Consider the following 18,290-nt stretch of genomic DNA (forward strand, 5'->3'; position numbering starts at 1 on the left):
TTCCCCAGGGGTGGGTGGACGATGACGAACGGCACGGCGACACCGACAGATCTGGACACCAGGCTGGAGGCACACCGCACCGAGCTGACGGGGTACTGCTACCGGATGCTCGGCTCTTCCTTCGAGGCCGAGGACGCGGTGCAGGACACGATGGTCCGCGCCTGGCGCAGCTACGACAAGTTCGAGGGCCGCTCCAGCCTGCGCTCCTGGCTCTACCGCATCGCGACCAACGTGTGCCTGGACATGCTGACCGCGGGCAACAAGCGCGCCAGGCCCATGGACCTGACCGAGTCCACCCCCCTCGCACAGGCGGCCCTCTCCCCCCGCCCGGACAACACCTGGCTGGAACCCATGCCGGACGCCCGCGTGCTGCCCACGACCGGCGACCCGGCGGAGGCGGCGATAGCCAAGGAGTCCGTGCGGCTCGCCTTCATGGCCGCCCTTCAGAAGCTGCCGGCCAAGCAGCGGGCCGTGCTGATCCTGCGCGAGGTGCTGGCCTGGAAGGCGAGCGAGGTCGCCGAGCTGCTGGACACGTCCGTGGCGTCGGTCAACAGCGCCCTCCAGCGGGCCCGCGCCACCCTGGCCGAGCGGCAGGAGCCGGGCGCCGACGCGACCGTCTCCGACCCGCTGGACGAGGACCAGCAGAAGCTGCTGGACCGCTATGTGGCGGCCTTCGAGGGCTACGACATGACGGCGCTGACAGCCCTGCTGCACGAGGACGCGGTCATGACGATGCCGCCGTTCGACCTGTGGCTGACCGGCGTCGGCGACATCACCGGCTTCATGACGACGCTCGGCGCGCCCTGCGCGGGCTCCCGGCTGGTGCCGGTCCAGGTCAACGGCCTGCCGGGGTTCGCCCAGTACAAGCCGGACCCGGAGACCGGCGGCTTCACGCCGTGGGCGGTCCAGGTGCTGGAGATCTCAGACGGCCGGATCACCGGGTTCCACTGCTTCCTCGACACCAAGCGCTGGTTCCCGCTCTTCGACCTGCCCCTCCACCTCGAAGCGGAGACCGGCAAGGTCGAGGAGGGCGCGTAGGGCCGGATCGGGGTCGCGCAGCCTGATCCGGCCCCCGGCCCGGCGGGCGGCGAGCTGGAGCCGCGCGAGCAGGTCGACGGCGGCGAGCCCGGGCGGCCCGAGGCCTCCGACATCGCACACCACGACCCGGGCACGGCCGGCTTGCAGCAGTGCCCTCACATCGTCGCTCAGTCCGCTCACCTCGTCCCGGGCGACGGGGCCGGGGAGCACGAGCACGGGGGGTGTCATGGCGTCCACAATCGGTAGACCGGGCGGGCGGCTGTAACTCATCGCGGCTGTTCGTCCTGACGGCACCGTAAGGATCACATTGACCTTCATACGGCCTTCCCCCGAGGGTTGGCTGTATGCCCCATGCATCTGCCCCTCCCGCGCCGTCCGATGCCCGTCTCGCCGGTGAGGGGGCGTCGTGCAGGGGGTACTGAGCGGCTTCGCGGTCATCGCGGTCGTCATCGCGGTCGGCTATCTGATCGGTCGCCGGGGATATCTGGGCGACGGCGGCCGGGAGGTCCTGACCAAGCTGGCCTTCCACGTGGCGTCTCCCGCCCTGCTCTTCACGACCCTCGCCCAGGCCGACCTGTCGGTGATCTTCTCCGACCGGCTGCTGGTCACGGCGATGAGCACGGCAGCGGCGGCGGGTGTCTTCGTGGCGGTGGGCGTCGCGCGCGGCTGGGGTGTGGGCCGGACGACGATCGGCGCGCTGTGCTCCAGCTACGTCAACTCGGGGAACCTCGGCATCCCGATCGCGGTGTACGTGCTGGGCGACGCGTCACTGGTCGCGCCGGTGCTGCTGTTCCAACTGGTGGGGGTCACGCCGGTGGCACTGACGGTCCTGGACCTGGCGAGCGGCGGCGAGAAGCGGCCCCTGTGGCAACGCCTGCTCACGCCCCTCCGCAACCCGATAGCGCTGGGCTCCCTGGCCGGTGTGGCGGCTTCGGCGTCGGGCCTGACGGTGCCGGGCCCCCTGATGGACCCCCTGACCCTCATCGGCAACATGTCGGTCCCGGCAGTCCTCCTGGCCTTCGGCATCTCCCTGCGCGGCAGCACACTCCCGCTGCGCGGCACCGAACGGGCCCCTGTCCTCCTCGCCGTCACCCTCAAGTCGGTCATCCAGCCCCTGGCCGCCTGGGCCCTCGCAGCGGGCGTCTTCGGCCTCCACGGGGCCTCCCTGCTCGACGTGGTGGTGACGTCGGCGCTTCCGGCGGCCCAGAACCTGTTCACGTACGCGAGCAGTTACCGGGTGGGCGAGGTGCTGGCGCGGGAGGCGATCCTCTTGTCGACGGTGCTGGCGGTGCCGGTTCTGGTGGTGGTGGCAGCGCTTCTCGGGTGACTCACGTCTCCGGTAACTCGCCGGTGTCGAGTTCCAGACCGAAGGGCTCGGGCAGCGTGTCTGCCCCCAGATCCAGCTGGTCCCACTCGTTGTCGGTCAGGATGTGGTCGCCGTCGCGCACGCTCATGGCGCCATCCAACACACCGAACGGGACCGGCGGCGGTCCACCGGTCCCGTTCACCCGAAGGTGGAAAGCCCAGATCAGGCGATACGTTCCAGCACCACCGGCGACGCGGTGAAGTCCGTGCCCGGTGCCGCGATGTCGTAGGAGCCCTCGACTGCCTGGAGCGCGTACTCGAAGCGCTCCGGGGTGTCCGTGTGAAGGGTCAGGAGGGGCTGGCCCTCGGTGACCTTCTCGCCCGGCTTGGCGTGCATCTCGACGCCCGCACCCGCTTGGACCGGGTCCTCCTTGCGGGCACGCCCCGCGCCCAGGCGCCAGGCGGCGACGCCGATGTCGTAGGCGTCGAGGCGGGTGAGGACGCCCGAGGCCGGGGCCTTGATCACGTGCTGCTCGCGGGCCACCGGAAGCGCCGCGTCCGGGTCGCCGCCCTGGGCCGTGATCATGCGGCGCCAGACGTCCATCGCGGAGCCGTCCGCCAGGGCCTTCGCCGGGTCGGCGTCCTTCACCCCGGCAGCGTCCAGCATTTCGCGGGCCAGGGCTATCGTCAGCTCGACCACGTCCGCGGGGCCGCCGCCCGCCAGGACCTCCACCGACTCGCGGACCTCCAGGGCGTTGCCGGCCGTGAGGCCGAGGGGCGTGGCCATGTCCGTGAGGAGCGCGACCGTCTTCACGCCGTGGTCCGTGCCCAGGCCGACCATGGTGGAGGCCAGTTCGCGGGCGTCCTCCAGGGTCTTCATGAAGGCGCCCGTGCCCACCTTCACGTCCAGGACCAGCGAGCCGGTGCCCTCCGCGATCTTCTTCGACATGATCGAGGAGGCGATCAGCGGGATCGCCTCGACCGTGCCCGTGACGTCGCGCAGGGCGTACAGCTTCTTGTCGGCCGGGGCCAGGCCGTCGCCCGCCGCGCAGATCACCGCGCCGGTACCGTCCAGGACGGACAGCATCTCCTCGTTCGAGAGCAGGGCACGCCAGCCGGGGATCGACTCCAGCTTGTCCAGCGTGCCGCCCGTGTGGCCGAGGCCGCGGCCCGACAGCTGCGGGACCGCGGCGCCGCAGGCGGCCACCAGGGGGGCGAGCGGGAGCGTGATCTTGTCACCGACGCCGCCCGTGGAGTGCTTGTCGGCCGTCGGGCGGGACAGGGACGAGAAGTCCATGCGCTCGCCGGAGGCGATCATCGCGGCCGTCCAGCGGGCGATCTCGCGGCGGTTCATGCCGTTGAGCAGGATGGCCATCGCGAGGGCCGACATCTGCTCGTCGGCCACCTCCCCGCGGGTGTACGCGTCGATGACCCAGTCGATCTGCTCGTCGCTGAGTTCGCCGCGGTCCCGCTTGGTGCGGATGACGGAGATGGCGTCCATGGCCATGGCGTGGGCTTCCTTCCGAGGATTCCAGAAGCCGTACGGCCCCCCTGAGCCGGTCGCTGAGCGACTCAGAGGGACCGCACGGGATTACTTGCTGAGGTGGCCCGGGCCGAAGGCCTGGGGCAGCATCTCCGACAGCGGCAGGATGCCCGCCGGGGTCTCCAGCAGGAGGTCCGGGCCGCCGAACTCGTGGAGCAGCTGGCGGCAGCGGCCGCACGGGACGAGCGTGGCGCCGTCGCGGTCGACGCAGGTGAAGTGCGTCAGCCGGCCGCCGCCGGTGTTGTGCAGCTCGGAGACCAAGCCGCACTCGGCGCACAGGCCGAGTCCGTACGAGGCGTTCTCGACGTTGCAGCCGGAGATGATCCGGCCGTCGTCGACCAGGGCCGCCACGCCGACCGGGTAGCCGGAGTACGGGGCGTACGCCCGGGACATGGCGTCCCGGGCCACCGCGCGCAGCTTCTCCCAGTCGACGTCCGGGCCTGCGCCGGTCACTTGCCCTGTCCCTTCCGGTACGGCATGCCGTTCGCCCTCGGCATCCGCAGGCGTTGGGCGGACAGGGCGAGGACCACCAGGGTGATGACGTACGGCGTGGCGGAGACGACCTGGTTGGGGACCTCGTTGGTGGTCGCGTACCAGGCGAACACCAGGCCGCCGACGACCAGGGTGATCACGGCCTGGACGTACTTCTTGCGGACCACCAGCCAGATGGCGCCGATGAGCAGCAGGAGCGCACCGAGCAGCAACAGGGCGTGGACGTTGGCCGAGCCGCCGCGCAGGTTCAGGCTGTCGGTGTAGCCGAACAGGCCCGCGCCGATGGCGAGGCCGCCGGGCATCCAGTTGCCGAAGATCATCGCGGCGAGACCGATGTAGCCGCGGCCGCTGACCTGGCCCTCCAGGTAGAAGGGGTTGGCCACGATGGACAGGAAGACGCCGCCGAGGCCGGCCAGACCGCCGGAGATGACCACGGCGATGTACTTGTACTTGTAGACGTTGACGCCGAGGGACTCGGCGGCGACCGGGTTCTCGCCGCAGGAGCGCAGTCGCAGGCCGAACGCGGTGCGCCACAGCACCCACCAGGTACCGGGGATCAGCGCGATGGCGATCAGGGTCAGCCAGGAGACGTTGGTGACCAGGCCGCCGAGCAGGCCGGCGATGTCGGAGATCAGGAACCAGCCGTGCGCGTTGAGGTCCCGCAGGACGTCGGACAGGCCGGGCACCGTGAAGCTGCCGAGGGAGTCCACCGCCGGGGACTGCTTGGCGGAGCCGCCCGTGTGGCCCTCGAAGGCGAGGGGCGCGAGGTAGCGGGTGGCGCCGAGGGCGAGGATGTTGATGGCCACACCGGAGACGATGTGGTTGACGTTGAAGGTGACGGTCACGAAGGCGTGCAGCAGGCCGCCGATCGCGCCGCCGGCGATGCCGACCAGGACACCGGTCCACGGGCCCCACTGGAAGCCGGCCCAGGCGCCGAACCAGGTGCCGAGGATCATCATGCCCTCGAGGCCGATGTTGACCACGCCCGCGCGCTCGGCCCACAGGCCGCCGAGACCGGCGAGGCCGATCGGCACGGCGAGCTGGAGCGCGGTGGACATCTGGCTGACGTTGGTGATGCCGTCGGCGCCCGTGATGAGGCGGACGATCGAGGTGAGCGCCAGGCCTGCGGCGATGATCAGCAGCAGCACGGGCCACGACAGTCGGCGGCCGGTCGGCGCCGCGGGCTGCAGCGTGGGCTGGTTGAGGTCGGTCGCGGTGGTCATCGGCCAGCCACCTCCTTCGTGGTGTTGTTGTTGCCGAGGACGTGACCGGCGGCCAGTTCGGCGCCGACCCGGCGCTGCTGGCGGCGCAGGCCCCACTCGCGGACGGCCTCGTAGGAGACGACGACCGAGAGCACGATCAGGCCCTGCATGATGACCGCGATCTCCTTGTCGTAGCCGTGGAAGTCCAGCTCGGGCGAGGCCTTGTCGAGCCAGGCCCACAGCAGGGCGGCGAAGGCGATGCCCACGGGGCTGTTGCGGCCGAGCAGGGCGATGCCGATGCCGAGGAAGCCGATGCCCGTGGGGAAGTTCAGGCTGTAGGTGTGGGTGTCGCCGAGCAGGATCGGCAGGCCGGCCAGGCCCGCGATGCCGCCGGAGATCAGCATGGCGCTGAGCACCATGCGCTTGGGGTCCACGCCGCTGGCCGCGGCGGCGGTCTGCGAAGCGCCGGAGGCGCGCAGGTCGAAGCCGAAGCGGGTGCGGTTCAGGACGACCCAGTAGCCGATGCCGAGCAGGACGGCCAGCAGCACCAGGCCGTAGATCTCGCCGGCCGCGCCCATGCCGATGCCGGGAATCCAGCCGGACTCGTGCATCTCGCCGGTGGTGTTGTTGTTGCCGACCTTCACGCCGAAGACGTTCGGCAGCCACAGGTAGGCGATCACGGAGGTGGCGATCGCGTTGAGCATGATCGTGGCGACGACCTCGCTGACGCCGCGGGTGACCTTGAGGACACCGGCGATGCCGGACCAGAACGCGCCGGTGAGGACCGCCGTCAGGAGCAGCAGCGGGACCTGGAGGGCGGCCGGAAGGTTCATGTGGGCGCCGACGATGGCGGCCATCATGGCGCCGAGCTGGTACTGGCCGTCGACGCCGATGTTGAACAGGTTCATCCGGAAGCCGATGGCCACCGCGAGCGCCGCGATGTAGTACATCGACGCCTGGTTGATGACCAGCACCTGGATGTCCGAGAAGCCGATCTGCTCGAACATCAGGGCGAACGGCTCGACGGGGCTCTTGCCCGACGCGATCAGCACGATCGCGCTCAGGACGAAGGCCACGGCGAGCGCGATGACCGGTCCGGCCACCGCGAGGAGCACGCGCTCCCTGTCGAACTTCTTCATCAGCGGGCCTCGTCTTCCGGAGACTCGGGGGCGTCGGCCTTCGAGATCTCGGGGGTCTCTGCGTGCTCGAGGTGCCCGGTGGCGGCACCGGTCATGGCCGAGCCGAGCTCCTCGGGGGTGATGGTGGCCGGGTCGGCGTCCGCGACCAGCTTGCCGTTGTAGATCACGCGCAGCGTGTCGGACAGGCCGATGAGCTCGTCCAGGTCGGCGGAGATCAGCAGCACGGCCAGGCCCTCGCGGCGGGCCTCGCGGATGTGGTCCCAGATGGCTGCCTGGGCGCCGACGTCCACGCCCCGGGTGGGGTGGGCGGCGATCAGGAAGCGCGGCTTGTGGCTCATCTCGCGGCCGACGATCAGCTTCTGCTGGTTGCCGCCGGAGAGGGAGGCGGCGGTGACGTCGATGCCGGGGGTGCGGACGTCGTACTCCATGACGATCCGGCGGGTGTCCTCCTGGGCCGCCTTCGGGTCCAGCCAGACGCCTTTGGCGAGCGGCTTCTCGGTGACGTGGCCGAGGATGCGGTTCTCCCAGAGGGGCGCTTCCAGGAGCAGGCCGTGGCGGTGCCGGTCTTCGGGGATGTAGCCGATGCCCTGCTCGCGGCGCCTGCGGGTGGGCCAGGCGGTGATCTCCTCGTCGGCGAGCCGGATGGTGCCGGAGTCGGCGGACCGCAGGCCGATGAGGGCGTCGACCAGCTCGGTCTGGCCGTTGCCCTCGACACCGGCGATGCCGAGGACCTCGCCCGCGTGGATGGTGAAGCTGATGTCGTCGAGGAGGGCCTTGCCGCCGGGGGCCGCGAGGCGCAGCTGGTCGACGCTGATGACGGGGCGGTCGGTGACCGTGGACTCGGCCGTCTCGGGCGTGGGCAGCTCGCTGCCGACCATCATCTCCGCGAGCTGGCGCGGGGTGGTCTCGGCGGGGACGGCCGTACCGACGGTGGTGCCGCGGCGGATGACGGTGATCTCGTCGGCGACGGAGAGCACCTCGCCGAGCTTGTGCGAGATGAAGATGACCGACAGGCCCTCGGACTTCAGTTCGCGCAGGTTGGCGAAGAGGGCGTCGACCTCCTGCGGCACGAGCACGGCGGTCGGCTCGTCCAGGATGAGGGTGCGGGCGCCACGGTAGAGGACCTTGAGGATCTCCACGCGCTGGCGGGCGGCGACGCCGAGCTCCTCGACCAGGAGGTCGGGCTTGACGCCGAGGCCGTAGCGCTCGGAGAGCTCCTTGATCTTGCGGCGGGCCTTGGCGCCGATGCCGTACAGCTTCTCGCTGCCGAGGACGACGTTCTCGAGGACCGTGAGGTTGTCGGCGAGCATGAAGTGCTGGTGGACCATGCCGATGCCGCGGACGATGGCGTCGGCCGGCGACGAGAAGCTGACCTGCTCGCCGTCGACGGTGATGGTGCCCTCGTCCGGCTTCTGCATGCCGTAGAGGATCTTCATCAGCGTCGACTTGCCGGCGCCGTTCTCACCGACGAGGGCGTGCACGGTGCCCTTGCGGACGCTGAGGTGGATGTCGTGGTTGGCCACGACGCCCGGGAAACGCTTCGTGATCCCGGCGAGCTCGACGGCGGTCACCGATTCCTTGACCGCCGCTCCGGCCGGAGGGCTGCTGGACGCGTTGATGGCGCACTCTCCTGGGGACGGGGGTCGTCTACGCGCGTAGCGCCCCTACGGCATGCAAAGGGGCCGACGCACCGCGACAACGGGGTACGAGGAGCAGCCTCCCCGTACCCCGTCGAGCGGACGTAACCCCGGGGGTTACCGCCTGCTTCGAGGCAGTCGGTCGTCAGCTGCTCTTGACCTTGATCTCGCCGCTGATGATCTTCTCCTTGGCCGTCTTGATGGCTTCCTGAAGCTCGGCGTCGTCCGCGAACTTCGGGTTGGAGTCCGACAGGCTCACCTCGCCGGTCTTCAGATCGCCACGAACGATACCGGTCTCGGGCTTGCCGTCCTCGACCGACTTCGCCAGGTTGTACACCGCCTTGGCGACGTCCTTCATCGCAGAGGTGAGGATGAAGTCCTTGTACTTGGCGAGGGCCTCCTGCTTGTACTGGTCGGAGTCCACGCCGATGGCCCACACCTTCTTGGCGGCGGCGGCCTCGATCACGCCCTGGCCGGACAGGCCGGCGGCCGCGTAGACCACGTCGGCCTTCTTCTCGATCTGGCCCTCGGCGGCCGTCTTGCCCTTGTCGGGGCTGGAGAAACCGCCCTCCTCGGCCGTCTGGGTCAGGTACTGCGAGAGAACCTTGACCTTCGGGTTCGTGTCCTTCACGCCCTGCTCGAAGCCCGCCTGGAACTTGTGGATCAGCGGGATGTCCACACCGCCCACGAAGCCGACGACGTTCGACTTGGTGCTCTTGGCGGCGGCGACACCGGCCAGGTACGAGGCCTGCTCCTCGCTGAAGACCAGGTCGGCGACGTTCTTGGTGTTGATCGTGGCGTCGTCGACGATGCCGAAGGTGGTCTTCGGGAACTTCTCCGCGGCGCCCTTGACGGCCGCGGCGTACGCGTAGCCGACGCCGATGACCGGGTTGTAGCCCTGCTTCGCCAGCGAGACCAGGCGCTGCTCCTTGTCGGCGTCCGTCTCGCCCTCGGTGGGCTCGAGGTCGGCCGTCTTGTAGCCGAACTCCTTCTGCGCCTGCTCCAGGCCCGCGTACGCCGCGTCGTTGAAGGACTGGTCGCCCTTGCCGCCGACGTCGTACGCGATGGCGAGGCCCTTGTCCCCCTTCGAGTCCGACGACCCGGAGGTCGAGGTGCTGCCGCAGGCGGAGAGGGCGAGGGCCAGGGAGGCGGTCGCTGCGCCTGCGACCGTGATCCGGGAAATCCGGCGCATGTGTGGGTGCTCCTGTCGTACTAGCGGGTCCGGGGCAGTGCGAGTGCGTTCGCGCGTCGTCCGGTGCGGCGAGAGTGCGTACCGGGCGGCGTGGGGACGTGCTCGCACTACCCCGGGGGCGCTTAGCGCCGGGACGGTTCAGCTTCGGCGCTGGCTTCGCCGCAGATTAACGCGCGTAGACCTGCCTGAAAACCCCTTCTGTCCACCTTGTTATGCGCCCGTGCCCAAGCCATCACCGGGTCTTGGCCCGGGGGTTGCCGACCGCAAACGGGGCGTGGCGCTGGGTGATCCGATTCCTGGTTCCTGGCCCCTGCCCCCTGGGAACGGCGGAGCGGGCGAGCACCCTGGGGTGCCCGCCCGCTCCGGCTGCCGCAGACCGTTGACGTACTACTCGCCTACTCGGTCTTGACCTTGATGGAGCCGTCGTTGATGCCTTCCTTGGCCTTGTCCACGGCCGCCTTGAGTCCCGCGATCTTGGCGTACTCGGGGTTCGCCTCGGAGAGGCCGACGCCGTTGACCTTCAGGTCGAAGGTCTGCGTGCCGGTCAGGGGCTTGTCGTCATGGACGGACTTGGCCAGCGCGTAGACCGCACCGCCGACGTCCTTGAGGGCGGAAGTGAGGATGGAGTTCTTGTACGGGGCGAGGGCGGCCTGCTTGTACTGGTCGGAGTCGACGCCGATCGCCCAGACCTTCGCCTTGGCGGCGGCTTCGATGACACCCTGCCCGGACAGGCCGGCCGCCTGGTAGACGACGTCGGCCTTCTTCTCGATCTGCCCCTCGGCGGCGGCCTTGCCCTTGTCGGGGCTGGCGAAGCCGCCCTCCTCGGCCGTCTGGGTCAGGTACTGGGACAGCACCTTCACGCCGGGCTTGGTGTCCGCCACGCCCTGCTTGTAGCCGGCCTCGAACTTGTGGATCAGCGGGATGTCCACGCCGCCCACGAAGCCGACGACGTCCGACTTGGTGGCCTTGGCGGCGGCGACACCGGCGAGGTACGAAGCCTGCTCCTCGGCGAAGACGAGGGAGGCGACGTTCTTGCCCTCGACCACGGAGTCCACGATGCCGAAGGTGGTGTCCGGGTACTTGGCGGCCGCGTTCTTCATCGCCGGGCCGTAGGCGTACCCGACGCCGATGACCGGGTTGTAGCCCTGCTTGGCCAGCGAGACCAGGCGCTGCTCCTTGTCCGCGTCGGTCTCGCCTTCGGTGGGCTCGATGTCGGCGGTCTTGTAGCCGTACTCGTCCTTCGCCTTGGTCAGGCCGGCGTAGGCGGCGTCGTTGAAGGACTGGTCACCCTTGCCGCCGACGTCGTACGCGATGGCGACGCCGCGGTCGCCGCTGCCGCTGTCACCGCTGTCACTGCTGGTGCCGCCACAGGCCGTGGCGACGAGCCCCAGCGACGCGACCCCCACCGCGACGCGGGTCAGTTTGGAAATCCGACGCATCTTGAAGCTCCCCATTCTCCAAAGCCCCGCAGCGGGTGCTCGGTTCGGCGCACATTAACGCGCGTAGACACTCCTGGGAACGGGTCGCTGCGGGGCCGTTACCCATTTGTGCCGATGGCCGGTTACGCCCTTGTGAACCACGGGATCGAACGGGGGCGAAAGGTGCACTCGGGGACACGGCGCGTGCCTGCTCGTCACGCGCACCAGGCTGCCCCCGGGCCGCCGGGGGCGCAACCGGAGGCTCCGTCGGGCGGGGGCGTCAGCCGGGCGGGTCCGAGGGAAGAGCTACCGACTTCGGGACTCGGCGTGCCGCAGAGTGCGGAACACCGCGGGGGTCGCCCAGCCGCGCAGCGTCGCGTGAATCGTCGATCGGAATGTGACCTCGGCCGTGGCGGTGTCGAGGGCTCCAGCCAGTTCGAGCGTCACGAGCCCGTGCAGGGTCACCCAGATCGACAGGGCGATGAACGTCGCTTCGCCGGCGAGGACGGACTCCGCCAAGGCGCGATCGATCGCCGCGAGGAGCGGCCGGATGGGGTCACTGGTGCCGACTTCGCCGGACGGGTCGAAAGATTGCACACCACCGAACAGCACCGTGTAGAGGTGGCTGTGTTCACGCCCCCATCGACGGTACGCGGCGGCCAGTGCGTAGAGGTCGGCCAGGGGGTCCTCGGAGGCCGGCACTGCCGACACCTCCTGGAACAGGCCGGCCACGGCCCTGTTGCGCACCTCGCCGATCAGGCCGTCCTTGCCGCCGAACAAGGAGTACACGGCCGTCGTCGACGTCCCGGCGGCGGTGGCCAGGGCGCGGACCGTGACCGACTCCCGCGGGCGGGTGGCGAGCATCTCGATCGCGCACGCCAGGAGCCGCTCTTTGACGGCCTCGTCGTTCGTTCTCGGCCTACCCACGCCAACAGCCTACCTTTCCTGATAACGTCGTTTTGAAACAGCGTTCTGAAACTACGGGGAGTCCCTCATGCCACCGTCCGTGATACGTCCTGTCCGCTTAGCCGGTCGCCTGCTGCTGGCCTTGGCTGCCATCGCCGGGCTGGTCGTCCTCTTCCTGGCGTTCATCGTCCTCACGGACGGGGCAGGCTCGGGGCTCCCCGCGTGGTTGACCACCCTGGGAATCGCGACTGCCGCCGCACTGTGGCGGGGTCGGCGCCGTACCTGGTCGGCGCGGCTCGTACCGTTCCTGCCGGTGGCCGTCGCGGCGGCGTTGACGGCGTCGGTTTGCATCCCGACCGTGCCCACGGAACGGCGGTACCCGCCCGACCTGCCTTTCCTGGCCGCGCAGCACTGGAGCCTGGCCACAGGCAGCCGGGTCGCGGTGTATCACTACCCGCCCGCGAACGCCGGCACCCGGCACCCCGTTCCGCTCGTGTACCTCCACGGCGGACCGGTTCGCGGCATCTCGGTGCTCGACCACCGGTTCCTGCGGCTCCTGGCGCGACAGGGCTACGACGTCTACGCCTACGAGCAGGCCGGCGGGGGACGAAGCGACCTGCTCCCCATGAGCCAGTACACGATCTCCAGGTCGGTCCGCGATCTCTCCGCCTTCGTCGATCGCCTGGGCAAGGGCAGGGTCGACATCCTCGGATTCTCCTCAGGCGGAGTCGTGCTCACGCGAGCCCTGGCCGACCCACGCGTCGCGGCGCGCCTGCACCGGGCGATCATCGCCGAGCCCGGCCCGATGGACGGCCCCACCACGCGCATCGCCGGACACAAGGGCCAAGAATCCGCGCGCGGCCTCGCGCCGGCCATGACCGGACCGCGGTCGACACGCACCCCCCGGTACGCCGTCGCATTCGGCCTCATGCGACTCGGGCTCCTCACCCCCGACACCGGGCTGATCGGACAGGCAGAGGGCGACAACGCGTTCACCGCCGCCGATCTCGGCAGCGACACCGCAGCCAGCTACTGCGCGCGCGACGCGCACCGCATTCCCGTCGAGGACACGGAACAGAACTTCTCCTTCAGCGCCGCCGCCAGCCTCCGCGTCCAGCAGACGCTCAAGGACTCTCCGTCCATCGCCCCGCGACTGAGGCACTCCCGGACCCCCACGATGCTGATGATCGCCGAGTGCTCCTCCCAGGTCCGTCAATGGGCGACCGCCATCCTTGCCGAAGATCCCGCCATCCAGCGCACGCAGTACATGCCCGGCGTCGGACACCACATGTGGAACGGCCTCGACGACAACGACAACCGAGCCGCCGCCGTCGTCACCGCCTTCCTTGAGGACGAGCCCGCGCCCCTGCCGAACTATCCGACCCGCAGCGAGATCCCCACGTTCCTTCGTGACCACAAGTGACGACGACCCGCAGCCCGCGAAAAGAGCCGCCCCGCTGCGGCCGTGGCACCAGCGGGCGAGCCCTAGCGCAGGCCGTTGACGAGGGCCGCGGCGGTGAAGAGTTCCACTCCGACCTTGATCGCGGACTCGTCCACGTCGAAGTCGCCCTGGTGGAGGTCGCGTACGTGGCGTTCGCCGGGGGTGCGCACGCCCAGGCGGGCCATGGCACCGGGGACGTGTTCCAGGTACCAGGAGAAGTCCTCGCCGCCGAGGCTCTGCTCCGTGCCGATGACCGAGTCGACGCCGCGTCGGGCGATCATGGCGTCGCGCAGCAGCTCGGTCACGCCGGGCTCGTTGACGACGGGCGGGACACCGCGGACGTAGTTGATCTCCGACTTGGCACGGTGCAGGTTGGCGATCTCGTCGATCGCGGCGACCACGACGTCGGGAGCCTGCCGCCACGCCTCGATGTCGAGGCATCGCACCGTGCCGGAGAGCTCGGCGTGCTGCGGGATGACGTTGGGCGCGTGCCCGGACTCGACGCGGCCCCAGGTGATGGCGAGCCCGCTCCGGCTGTCGAAGCGCCGGCCGACCAGGGCCGGTACGTCCGTGACGACGCGGGCGGCCGCGGTGACCAGGTCGGTCGTGAGGTGCGGGCGTGCGGTGTGGCCGCCCGGGCCGTTCAGGGCGATCTCCAGCCGGTCGCAGGCGGAGGTGATGGGCCCCTCCCGGAGTCCGACCTGCCCCGCGTCCACGCGGGGGTCGCAGTGCACGGCGACGATCGCGCCGACCCCCTCCAGCGCCCCGCACTTGATGACGTCGGCGGCACCGCCGGGCAGTACCTCCTCGGCGGGCTGGAAGATCAGCCGGACCGGGCGGGGCAGCAGGCCCTGCTTGTGCAGTTCGGCGAGGACGAGACCGGCGCCGAGGACCACGGTGGTGTGCACGTCGTGACCGCAGGCGTGGGCCCGGTCGGGCACGGTCGAGCGGTACGGGCACTCGCTCTTCATGTCGGGGATGGGCAGGCCGTCGATGTCGGCCCGCATGGCGAGCATGCTGGGGCCCCCGCCCCACTGCTCGCCCTCTACGCCGATGTCACAGACGAGTCCTGTCCCGACGGCGAGTACGCGCGGCTTGAGGCCGGCCTTCTCGAGCCGCTCCTTGATCGCGGCTGTCGTGCGGAACTCCTGGTTGCCCAGCTCCGGGTGCATGTGCAGGTCGCGCCGGAACGCGATGAGCTCGGCGCACAGAGCGTCGGGCAGCGCACCGGGAAGTACGGCTGCCCCGGGAAGATCGACCTCGGACTCCAGTGACATCAATTGCTTCACCCTCTGAAGGGTAGGGCGCCAGGGTGGTCTTCCGACCCTCGATCAACAAAACTTCAACCCATTCGAGGAAGAAAATACGACCGCCCGACGCATAGCTATCAACTGAGATGGGTAAACTCGCCCGCCTTTAGGGCCGAGCCCAGCACCACGACCCACAGCATGTGACATCGGCCACACCTGGCTCACGGCGCCGGTATCCATCCATCCTCCTCCACGGATACCACGCCCTGCGCGGGGAACACGGCCTTGTTCGTCCAGGGCCTGTTGCGAAAGTGGCGTCGTCGCCCGAAGGGCGGCCGCGCGGCGTCCGGTGCGTGCTCTCGGCGTGCCGGCCGGAAGCCCTCGTACTGGGCGTACTCGGGCTTTCGGCCGGTGCGGCGAGAGTGCGTGCCGGGCGTCGCGCGGCAGGCGGCACTTTCGCAACAGGCCCTAGCGGACGCACGGCCCCGATAGTGTGCGCCCGGTGCGCGCCGACAGCCCCGAGTTCGTCCAGTCCACCCAGGCCTCGTACGACGCCATCGCCGAGGACTACACCGCCGGGTTCCCGGACAGTCTCGCCGGGAGGCCGCTGGAGCGGGCCCTCCTGACGGCCTTCGTCGACCTGGTGCGTGCCCCCGGGGCGCCGGTGCAGCCCCCGGTCGCCGACATCGGCAGCGGTCCCGGATACGTGGCGGCCCGGCTGCACGACCTGGGGCTGCCGGTGTTCGGGGTGGACGTCTCACCCCGCATGGTGGCCCTGGCCCGCCGGGCGCACCCGGGGCTGCGGTTCCACGTCGGTTCGATGACGGCCCTGGACCTGCCGGACGAGACGCTCGGCGGCATCGTCGCGCTGTACTCGATCATCCATGTGCCCGACGACCATCTGCCCTCGGTCTTCGCCGGGTTCCACCGCGTCCTGGTGCCGGGTGCGCCCGTGCTGATCGGGTTCCAGTCCGGTGCCGAGGACGGCCGTGCGCACCTCACCGAGCGCTTCGGGCAGGAGATCTCGCTCGACTACTACTGGCGCACCCCGGAGACCGTCGCGGCGCAGCTCAGGGAGGCCGGCCTGGAGCTCCATTCCCGCGTGCTGCGGGAGGCCGAGGGTGAGGAGCAACGCCCTCGGGCGTTCCTGCTGGCACGCAAGCCGGCGTCTGCCGGAGCGTGAGCCCGCCCCGGAGCGTGGCCGAGCCCACCGGTGCGTGCCGAGCCACCGCGGTCGGTGCATGGATCTGCCCTGCCCGTGCGTGAGCCGCCGCAGGTCTTCGGCTCGTCGCCGCCCGGCCTGCCTGGCGATCAGGTCCGCCTGAACCGCCGGGCCGCCTGACAGGCCGCCTGACCCGGCTGACCCCGCCGGCTCCCGATGCGCCTCCGGCACCTCAGCCGGCAGCCACCGCGCCCGCCGGCCCGGGCGGGCCTGCCGGGCCTGCCGCCCCGGACGAGCCGACCATGTCCGCTGCACCCGGCGTCCCAGCCGGGCCGGCCATGCGCACCGAGTCCGCCGTCCCGGCCGAGCCCGTCGTGCCCGTGCCCGTGCCCGTGATACTTCCCGGGCCAGCCGTATCCCCCGGGCCAGTCGGACCCTCGGAGGCCGCCGAGCCCCTCCGTCCCCCCGGTCCGGCCGGACTCGCCGGACCAGTCGGACCTTCCGAACCAGCCCCCGCCCTCGCCCCCGCCGTAGACAACCGATGCACATCCCGCGCCGCCCCCGTCACCCCCGACAGGAAGCCCTGGGCGCGAGGGGAGGCGTGGTCGGTCAGCCAGGCCGGGTCGATGTCGCAGACCGCGACCCGGACCTCGGTGCCGGAGAGGGCGAGCGGGAGGGTGTGGACGACCGTGGAGGGGAAGCTCAGGATCGTCCGGCCGATGGGGCCGCGGCGGGCGATCAGTTCGAGGGGGAGTTCGGGGCGGACGATCTCCAGGCCCGTCTCCACCGCGAGCCGGCGGAGTTTGTCCGTGCTCTCGCGGCGGTGGGCGAAGTAGCGGGTGGCGCCGTGGGTCCTGGCCAGCGCGCGGACGGCCTCCAGGTAGCGGTCGTCGTCGACCACGCCCGTCTCCACCAGGGACGTGCCGACCATGTCGGCGCCCTTGGTGATGCGGGGCGGGCCGAAGCGGGCCCGGGTCCAGGCGAAGTCGTTGGCGCTGACGGTGACGCCCGCCGGGGTCTCCTCCATCGGCATGGAGGAGAAGATCTCGACCTGGCGCTTGTCCCCCGGGGTCAGCCTGCGGCGGGCCGAGGAGGACACCGGCGCGAAGATCAGGTCCCGCGGGCCGGGGCGGCCGCCCTTGCGGTGCCAGCGCACCAGCCGTTCGCCCCGGGCCAGCTGCCCGACGAACTCCATGGTCGCCGTGCCGTCGTCGACGACGACCAGGTCGCGAGCCCGTGTGATCGTCAGCAGCAGCTGGACGTAACGGGAGAAGGGGTCCCCCAGCACCACCCGGCGCGCTCTGCGGAGCAGGCCGGCCAGGCCGCCGATGGTCTGGAAGGGCGCCATGGGGCCGCCGCGCGCCTCCTCCCAGCGGACCTCGTGCCCCTCGTCGCGGGCCAGGTCGGACATCCGCCGCAGCTGGCCGCGCGTCATCGGGTCGACGGGCGACAGCACCACGAGGGTGAGCCCCACGCCGGACGCATGCGCGTGCGCCCACTCCAGCACGTTCAGCAGCTGTACCGGACTCTCGACGAAGGCGAGAGTGTGGGGGCCGGCATTCCCGGCGCGGGGGCTCATCGACGTACGACCGTCCCGTCGTAGGGGGGTTGTGGGGGTTGTGCGTTCAGACGCCTACCGGCTCGCCCGCCGCGTCGGCGATCTCCGCCTCGGCGACCACACCGGCGACGCGGCGCAGCTTCTTCATCGGGGCCAGCTCGGACTCGTAGACCTTCTTCACGCCGTCGCCGAGGGAGGCCTCGATGGTGCGGATGTCGCGGACGAGGCGGGTGAGGCCCTGCGGCTCCACGGAAGCGGCCTGGTCCGAGCCCCACATGGCGCGGTCGAGGGTGATGTGGCGCTCGACGAAGGTGGCGCCCAGGGCGACCGCGGCGAGGGTGGTCTGGAGGCCGGTCTCGTGGCCGGAGTAGCCGATCGGGACGTTCGGGTACTCCTGCTGGAGCGTGTTGATGACGCGGAGGTTGAGCTCCTCGGCCTTCGCCGGGTAGGTCGACGTGGCGTGGCAGAGCAGGATGTTCTCGCTGCCCAGGACCTCGACGGCGTGGCGGATCTGCTTCGGGGTGGACATGCCCGTGGAGAGGATGACCGTGCGGCCGGTGGCGCGCAGGGCGCGCAGCAGCTCGTCGTCCGTGAGGGAAGCGGACGCGACCTTGTGGGCGGGGACGTCGAACTTCTCCAGGAAGGCGACGGCCTCGGTGTCCCACGGGGACGCGAACCAGTCGATGCCCCTCTTCTTGCAGTAGGCGTCGATCTGGCGGTACTCGTCCTCGCCGAACTCGACCCGGTGGCGGTAGTCGATGTACGTCATCCGGCCCCAGGGGGTGTCACGCTCGATGTCCCACTGGTCGCGCGGGGTGCAGATCTCCGGGGTGCGCTTCTGGAACTTGACCGCGTCGCAGCCGGCCTCGGCGGCGGCGTCGATCAGCTTGAAGGCGTTCTCGATGTCGCCGTTGTGGTTGATGCCGATCTCGCCGGTGACGTAGACGGGGCGGCCGGGGCCGGCCTCGCGCGTACCGAAGGTGCGGATGCGGGAGTTGGTGCTCATT

At 70.5% G+C, this 18,290-nt stretch carries 16 protein-coding genes and 1 pseudogene; 4 read left to right on the forward strand and 13 right to left on the reverse strand.

All coding sequences use genetic code 11. The features are described 5' to 3' along the window. Positions 1-21: 21 nt before the first annotated feature. The gene (locus ACZ6TU_RS01925) at positions 22-1,038 is read left to right on the forward strand and encodes a sigma-70 family RNA polymerase sigma factor (protein WP_467671731.1); all 1,017 of its coding nucleotides are present in this window, start codon (positions 22-24) and stop codon (positions 1,036-1,038) included. Here the strand turns inward: ACZ6TU_RS01925 and ACZ6TU_RS01930 are convergent. Further along, a complete protein-coding gene (locus tag ACZ6TU_RS01930; RefSeq protein WP_467671733.1) occupies positions 922-1,308 on the reverse strand; it encodes an STAS domain-containing protein in 387 nt (128 codons plus the stop codon). The two genes, ACZ6TU_RS01925 and ACZ6TU_RS01930, sit on opposite strands and share 117 nt — an antisense overlap. Before the next feature lie 136 nt (positions 1,309-1,444). Here ACZ6TU_RS01930 and ACZ6TU_RS01935 point away from each other — a divergent pair, with 136 nt between their 5' ends. Beyond that, entirely contained in the window at positions 1,445-2,365 is a 921-nt protein-coding gene (locus tag ACZ6TU_RS01935; protein WP_467671735.1) for an AEC family transporter, read from the forward strand. Between the two features lies 1 nt (position 2,366). Here the strand turns inward: ACZ6TU_RS01935 and ACZ6TU_RS01940 are convergent, their stop codons facing one another. The 9 genes from ACZ6TU_RS01940 to ACZ6TU_RS01980 all read right to left on the reverse strand — a co-directional run bounded on the left by ACZ6TU_RS01940 (position 2,367) and on the right by ACZ6TU_RS01980 (position 11,893). Beyond that, a complete protein-coding gene (locus tag ACZ6TU_RS01940; protein WP_467671737.1) occupies positions 2,367-2,492 on the reverse strand; it encodes a hypothetical protein in 126 nt (41 codons plus the stop codon). 74 nt (positions 2,493-2,566) lie between these two features. Continuing rightward, complete coding sequence (locus ACZ6TU_RS01945) at positions 2,567-3,844, reverse strand: thymidine phosphorylase (RefSeq protein WP_467672554.1); 1,278 nt, start codon at positions 3,842-3,844, stop codon at positions 2,567-2,569. Positions 3,845-3,934: 90 nt separating this feature from the next. Then, the gene (locus ACZ6TU_RS01950; RefSeq protein ID WP_467671738.1) at positions 3,935-4,339 is read right to left on the reverse strand and encodes a cytidine deaminase; all 405 of its coding nucleotides are present in this window, start codon (positions 4,337-4,339) and stop codon (positions 3,935-3,937) included. Then, positions 4,336-5,601: an ABC transporter permease gene (locus ACZ6TU_RS01955; RefSeq protein WP_469545954.1), complete on the reverse strand. Its 1,266-nt coding sequence runs from the start codon at positions 5,599-5,601 to the stop codon at positions 4,336-4,338. Before ACZ6TU_RS01955 ends, ACZ6TU_RS01950 begins: the two co-directional genes overlap by 4 nt. After that, complete coding sequence (locus ACZ6TU_RS01960; RefSeq protein ID WP_467671742.1) at positions 5,598-6,719, reverse strand: ABC transporter permease; 1,122 nt, start codon at positions 6,717-6,719, stop codon at positions 5,598-5,600. The genes ACZ6TU_RS01955 and ACZ6TU_RS01960 overlap by 4 nt, the downstream gene beginning before the upstream one ends. Further along, positions 6,719-8,290 carry an ABC transporter ATP-binding protein gene (locus ACZ6TU_RS01965; RefSeq protein ID WP_469545958.1) on the reverse strand — a complete coding sequence of 524 codons (1,572 nt, stop codon included), beginning with the start codon at positions 8,288-8,290 and terminating at the stop codon, positions 6,719-6,721. Before ACZ6TU_RS01965 ends, ACZ6TU_RS01960 begins: the two co-directional genes overlap by 1 nt. Positions 8,291-8,501: 211 nt before the next feature. Continuing rightward, entirely contained in the window at positions 8,502-9,548 is a 1,047-nt protein-coding gene (locus tag ACZ6TU_RS01970; RefSeq protein ID WP_467671746.1) for a BMP family lipoprotein, read from the reverse strand. A 395-nt stretch (positions 9,549-9,943) separates the two neighbouring features. Next, on the reverse strand, positions 9,944-10,987 hold the full coding sequence (locus ACZ6TU_RS01975; protein WP_467671748.1) for a BMP family lipoprotein: 1,044 nt from the start codon (positions 10,985-10,987) through the stop codon (positions 9,944-9,946). A gap of 285 nt (positions 10,988-11,272) precedes the next feature. Further along, positions 11,273-11,893 carry a TetR/AcrR family transcriptional regulator gene (locus ACZ6TU_RS01980; RefSeq protein WP_467671750.1) on the reverse strand — a complete coding sequence of 207 codons (621 nt, stop codon included), beginning with the start codon at positions 11,891-11,893 and terminating at the stop codon, positions 11,273-11,275. A gap of 67 nt (positions 11,894-11,960) precedes the next feature. Between ACZ6TU_RS01980 and ACZ6TU_RS01985 the strand changes: the two genes are divergently transcribed. Continuing rightward, positions 11,961-13,295: an alpha/beta fold hydrolase gene (locus tag ACZ6TU_RS01985; RefSeq protein WP_469545963.1), complete on the forward strand. Its 1,335-nt coding sequence runs from the start codon at positions 11,961-11,963 to the stop codon at positions 13,293-13,295. 62 nt (positions 13,296-13,357) lie between these two features. On the opposite strand, the gene ACZ6TU_RS01990 is transcribed toward ACZ6TU_RS01985, so the two are convergent. Then, entirely contained in the window at positions 13,358-14,590 is a 1,233-nt protein-coding gene (locus ACZ6TU_RS01990) for a M20 family metallopeptidase (protein ID WP_467672556.1), read from the reverse strand. A gap of 475 nt (positions 14,591-15,065) precedes the next feature. On the opposite strand from ACZ6TU_RS01990, the gene ACZ6TU_RS01995 reads away from it, so the two are divergent. Continuing rightward, complete coding sequence (locus tag ACZ6TU_RS01995; protein ID WP_467671754.1) at positions 15,066-15,746, forward strand: class I SAM-dependent DNA methyltransferase; 681 nt, start codon at positions 15,066-15,068, stop codon at positions 15,744-15,746. A gap of 499 nt (positions 15,747-16,245) precedes the next feature. Here the strand turns inward: ACZ6TU_RS01995 and ACZ6TU_RS02000 are convergent. Together ACZ6TU_RS02000 and ACZ6TU_RS02005 are read right to left on the reverse strand one after the other, a co-directional pair. Next, positions 16,246-17,304, reverse strand: a pseudogene (locus tag ACZ6TU_RS02000) (ferritin family protein); the annotation flags it as partial. Positions 17,305-17,350: 46 nt separating this feature from the next. Continuing rightward, positions 17,351-18,289 (reverse strand): N-acetylneuraminate synthase family protein, encoded by a 939-nt coding sequence (locus ACZ6TU_RS02005; protein ID WP_467671756.1) that lies wholly within the window; start codon positions 18,287-18,289, stop codon positions 17,351-17,353. Position 18,290 lies beyond the last annotated feature (1 nt).

Source organism: Streptomyces sp. NPDC052064, assembly GCF_055585925.1.